The following is a 5,348-nucleotide window of genomic DNA, read 5'->3' as shown; positions in this document are numbered from 1 at the left end:
GGCTTCGTGGGCCGCGCCCTGGTGCCCGATTTCGCCGACCTGATCGACAGCGTCGGGCTCGACCGGGCCAAGACGCTCTATGGCGAGGTCTGGGCCGCCTACGACCAGGTCTATCGCGTCGTCGAAGAGGAGAAGATCGACTGCCAGCTCGAGCGCTGCGGCCGCTTCATCCCGGTCTTTTCCCAGCGCCAATATGATTCCTTCGGCCGCAAGCTCGAGATCCAGCGCCGCCATCTGGGCGAGGAATTCGAGATGGTGCCGAAATCGCGCCAGCATCTCCATCTCGGCACCGAGCTCTATCAGGGCGGCAGCTACGGGCCCGACCGCGGCGCGATCCACCCGGCGCTCTATCATCAGGGATTGCTGGCGAGCGCGCGGGCGGCAGGCGTCGCGGTCCACGATCTGACCGCCGTGACGTCGCTCGATTTCTGGCCCGACAAGGTGACCCTGCAGACGACGCGGGGCGGCATCGCGGCCCGCGACGTCATCATCGCCACCAACGGCTATACTGGCGGCCTGACCCCGGCGCTGCGGCGGCGGGTGGTGCCGTTCCACGGCTTCATGATCGCGACCGAACCGCTGGCGCCCGAGCGACTGGCGCGGATCCTGCCCAACCCTCGCATCGTCGAGGATTACCGGATGAACATCGATTTCCTGCGGCTCTCGCCAGACCGCTCGCGCCTGCTCTTCGGCGGACGCACCGGCGGGCCCGCGCGCGACCTCAAGGCCAAGGCGGCGATCCTGCATCGCCGGCTGGTTCGGCTCTTTCCCGATCTGGCCGGAACCCGGATCAGGCATGCCTGGACCGGGCGCTGCGCCGCCAGCTTCGACGTCCTCCCCCATATCGGCCGGAAGGACCGGGTGCATTACGCGCTGGGCTACAACTATATGGGCATCCCGATGGGCAGCTGGCTCGGCCTCAAGCTGGCACGCCGGATCTTGGGTGCCTCCGATGGCGCAACGGCCTTCGACGACCTGCCCTTCCCGACTCGCTTCTATCACCGTGGCGAAGCCTGGTTCGTGCCCCTCGCCATGGCCTGGTTCGACCTCAAGGACCGCCTCGCCCACTGAAAGAGGAGGCGAGAATCTGCGCTTGGCGAGTCTTCAAAGAGGGCTGATCGGAGTCCCTGATCGCTCGCTTCCCAGCCCGTTTTATTCCTCAATTTGTGCACCGCAATATGCCTTCATCATTCCTTAACCATAAGGCGCGGAAATCCGCCATACGCGACCCACTAGGCCTATTGCGATGCACTACATTTAGTGTTTGGGGGAAAATCGGCCACAGAATGTGGTTGCAAACTCATGACTCCGCGATCAATATGTTGGGACGCCGGTGCGGTTGGGCCCCAATATCTGGCGGCGGATCAAATCCCTGTAGAGCGTCTTTCGAGTGAAAGCTCAAGAGGGGAGAGGATTCTGCGAATTTCGGCCTCCATGGGGGTTATTAAATGCGTATCGACCGTCGCTTCACGCGTGCCGGGGATTCTCCTTATGCCGACATCGAGTTCCGCAAGACCACGAGTGAGATCCGCAACCCGGATGGCTCGCTGGTGTTCCAGCTGCGCGACATCGACGTGCCGGCCGACTGGTCCCAGGTCGCCTGCGACGTGCTGGCCCAGAAGTATTTCCGCAAGGCGGGGGTTCCGGCCCGGCTGAAGTCGGTCGAGGAGAATACCGTCCCCTCCTTCCTCTGGCGCCATGTCCCGGACGAAACGGCCCTGGCGGGCCTCGAGCCGGCGCAGCGCGTGGTCGGCGAGACCTCGGCGACCCAGGTGTTCGACCGCCTGGCCGGCACCTGGGCCTATTGGGGTTGGAAGGGCGGCTATTTCGACGGCGAGGACGACGCCCAGGCCTATTACGACGAGATGCGCTTCATGCTGGCGCGTCAGATGGGCGCCCCCAACAGCCCGCAATGGTTCAACACGGGCCTGCATTGGGCCTATGGCATCGATGGCCCTTCGCAAGGCCACTATTACGTCGATTTCGAGAGCGGCAAGCTGGTCGCTTCGGCCTCGGCCTATGAGCACCCCCAGCCCCATGCCTGCTTCATCCAGTCGGTGTCCGACGACCTCGTGAACGAGGGTGGCATCATGGATCTCTGGGTGCGCGAGGCGCGCCTGTTCAAATATGGCTCGGGCACCGGCTCGAACTTCTCGATGCTGCGCGGCTCGGGCGAGAAGCTCTCGGGCGGCGGCAAGTCGTCGGGCCTGATGAGCTTCCTCAAGATCGGCGACCGCGCGGCCGGTGCCATCAAGTCGGGCGGCACCACGCGCCGCGCCGCCAAGATGGTCACGGTCGATCTCGATCATCCTGATATCGAGGAATATATCGACTGGAAGGTCGTCGAGGAGCAGAAGGTCGCGGCCCTGGTGGCGGGCTCGCGCCTCGCCGGCCCCCATCTGAACGCGATCATCGCCGCCTGCCATGCCGACAAGACCGACGGGCGCTTCGATCCCAAGCAGAACAAGGCGCTGAAGACCGCGATCAAGGCCGCGCGCAAGGTCATGCTGCCGGAGAACTACATCCAGCGCGTGATCCAGTTCGCCCAGCAGGGTTACAAGTCGATCGAGTTCCGCACCTACGACACCGATTGGGATTCGGACGCCTATCTGACGGTCTCCGGCCAGAACTCCAACAATTCGGTGCGGGTCACCAACGGCTTCATCGAGGCGGTGAAGACCGACGGCGACTGGAAGCTGATCCGGCGCACCGACGGCAAGGTCTCCAAGACCATGAAGGCCCGCGAGCTGTGGGAGAAGATCTCGCACGCCGCCTGGGCCAGCGCCGATCCGGGCGTCCAGTACGACACCACCATCAACGAATGGCATACCTGCCCCGCGAGCGGCCGCATCAACGCGTCCAATCCCTGCTCGGAATACATGTTCCTCGACGACACGGCCTGCAATCTGGCGTCGCTGAACCTGATGACCTTCCGCAAGGATGACGGCAGCTTCGACATCGAGGCCTATGAGCATGCGACCCGGCTCTGGACGGTCACGCTCGAGATCTCGGTGCTGATGGCGCAGTTCCCGTCGCGCGAGATCGCCCAGCTCTCCTACGAGTTCCGCACGCTGGGCCTGGGTTACGCCAATATCGGCGGCCTCCTGATGGCGATGGGCCTGCCCTATGACAGCGACAAGGGCCGCGCGCTCTGCGGCGCCTTGACCGCGATCATGACCGGTGTCGCCTACGCGACCTCGGCCGAGATGGCGGGCGAGCTCGGCACCTTCCCGGGCTACGACAAGAACCGCGACGCCATGCTGCGCGTCATCCGCAACCACCGCCGCGCCGCCCATGGCGAGACCAAGGGCTATGAGAACCTGACGGTCCTGCCGCTGCCGCTCGACCACGCCAACATCGTGGACAAGGCGCTGGGCGAACACGCCCGCAAGGCCTGGGACCTGGCGCTGACGCTGGGCGAGGAGCATGGCTATCGCAACGCCCAATCCACCGTGATCGCGCCGACCGGCACGATCGGCCTGGTGATGGATTGCGACACCACCGGCATCGAGCCCGACTTCGCGCTGGTGAAGTTCAAGAAGCTCGCCGGCGGCGGCTACTTCAAGATCATCAACCGCATGGTGCCCCAGGCGCTCAAGGCGCTGGGCTATGACGAGGCCAAGATCGAGGACATCATCCGCTACGCCGTCGGCCACGGCACGCTGGAGCAATCACCGGGCGTCAATCATGCGGCCTTGCGCGCGAAGGGCTTCACCGCCGGCGCGCTGCAGGCGCTGGAAGGGGCACTGGCCACCGCCTTCGACATCCGCTTCGCCTTCAACAAATGGGTGCTGGGCGAGGCGTTCTGCATCGCAGGCCTCAGCTTCACGGCCGAGCAGCTCAACGAGGTCGGCTTCGACATGCTGGCGGAGCTGGGCTTCACCAAGCTGCAGATAGAGCAGGCCAACACCTATTGCTGCGGCGCCATGACGCTCGAGGGCGCGCCACGCCTGAAGGCGGAACATCTGCCGATCTTCGACTGCGCCAACCCTTGCGGGCGCATCGGCAAGCGCTACCTCTCGGTCGACAGCCACATCACCATGATGGCGGCGGCGCAGTCCTTCATCTCCGGCGCCATCTCCAAGACCATCAACATGCCGAACAGCGCCACGGTCGAGGATTGCAAGGACGCCTACATGCTGTCCTGGCGCCTCGGCATCAAGGCGAACGCGCTCTATCGCGACGGCTCCAAGCTGTCGCAGCCCCTGCAGTCGCAGATTTTCGAGGACGAGGACGAGCTCGAGGAGGTATTGGAGCAGACGGCCGCCCAGCGCGCGCCGATCATCGCCGAGCGCATCGTGGAGCGGATCGTCGAGCGGGTGGCCAAGCATGACCGCAAACGCCTGCCCAACCGCCGCAAATCCTACACCCAGAAGGCCATCGTCGGCGGCCACAAGGTCTATCTCCATACCGGCGAGTATGAGGACGGCACGGTCGGCGAGATCTTCATCGACATGCACAAGGAGGGCGCCGCCTTCCGCAGCCTGATGAACAATTTCGCGATCGCGATCTCGATCGGCCTGCAATATGGCGTGCCGCTCGAGGAGTTCGTGGAGGCCTTCACCTTCACCCGCTTCGAGCCCAACGGCATCGTCGAAGGCAACGACGCCATCAAGATGGCGACGTCGATCCTCGATTACGTGTTCCGCGAGCTCGCCATCTCCTACCTCGCGCGCACCGACCTCGCCCATGCCCAGCCGGGCGATCTCCTGCCCGACAGCGTCGGCAACGGCACCGGCGACGGCAACATGCCGGCCATGTCAAAGCCGGCGATCGCGATGGAAGCCAAGCGCCTGGTCAGCACCGGCTTCGTGCGCTCGACCAACCTGTTCGTGCTCAAGCAGAGCGGCATGCAGCGGGTGGTCAATGGCGACGACACGGTGATGACCGCGACCATCGGCAATGGCCACAGCACCGTCTCGGCGCAAATGGGAAATGGCACGGCATCGATCTCTGCCGTGGAAGGGCTCGCCGGCAATGGCACCGCCGAAGCGGTTGCCGTCGGGGTCGCCGTCATGCAGGCCGTCGATACGAAGCTCGAGAGGATTCGCGAGGCGAAGCTCAAGGGCTATGAGGGGGACGCCTGCGGTGAATGCGGCAATTTCACTCTGGTCCGCAACGGGACTTGCATGAAGTGCACCACCTGCGGATCGACCAGCGGCTGCTCGTAAGCAGCGGCGGTAATGGCACAGGACGTGACTAAGAGGTGACGTTTATCTGAGTCTCCCTGTCAACTTCCGGGCGCGCGACGGCGGCACGCGCCCGGAATTTTCGACCCCGACGAAAGACAGGGCCGCCACCAATTCGAGAGCGCCTGCCCTGGCCGCGGCGCCTCCGGTCTGAACGGC

2 protein-coding genes are annotated in these 5,348 nt (G+C 64.7%); both read left to right on the top strand.

Annotated elements, in window-relative coordinates:
* The coding region (locus ACREE8_RS19010) for an NAD(P)/FAD-dependent oxidoreductase (RefSeq protein ID WP_431574578.1) at nt 1-1,071 on the top strand (1,071 nt) is incomplete at its 5' end.
* A gap of 377 nt (nt 1,072-1,448) precedes the next feature.
* Complete coding sequence (locus ACREE8_RS19005; protein ID WP_431574577.1) at nt 1,449-5,171, top strand: vitamin B12-dependent ribonucleotide reductase; 3,723 nt, start codon at nt 1,449-1,451, stop codon at nt 5,169-5,171.
* Nucleotides 5,172-5,348: the final 177 nt, after the last annotated feature.

The sequence above is a fragment of the Hypericibacter sp. genome (assembly GCF_050729195.1).
Classification (GTDB): Bacteria; Pseudomonadota; Alphaproteobacteria; order Dongiales; family Dongiaceae; genus Hypericibacter.
This window is presented reverse-complemented; position numbering and strand designations above follow the sequence as displayed.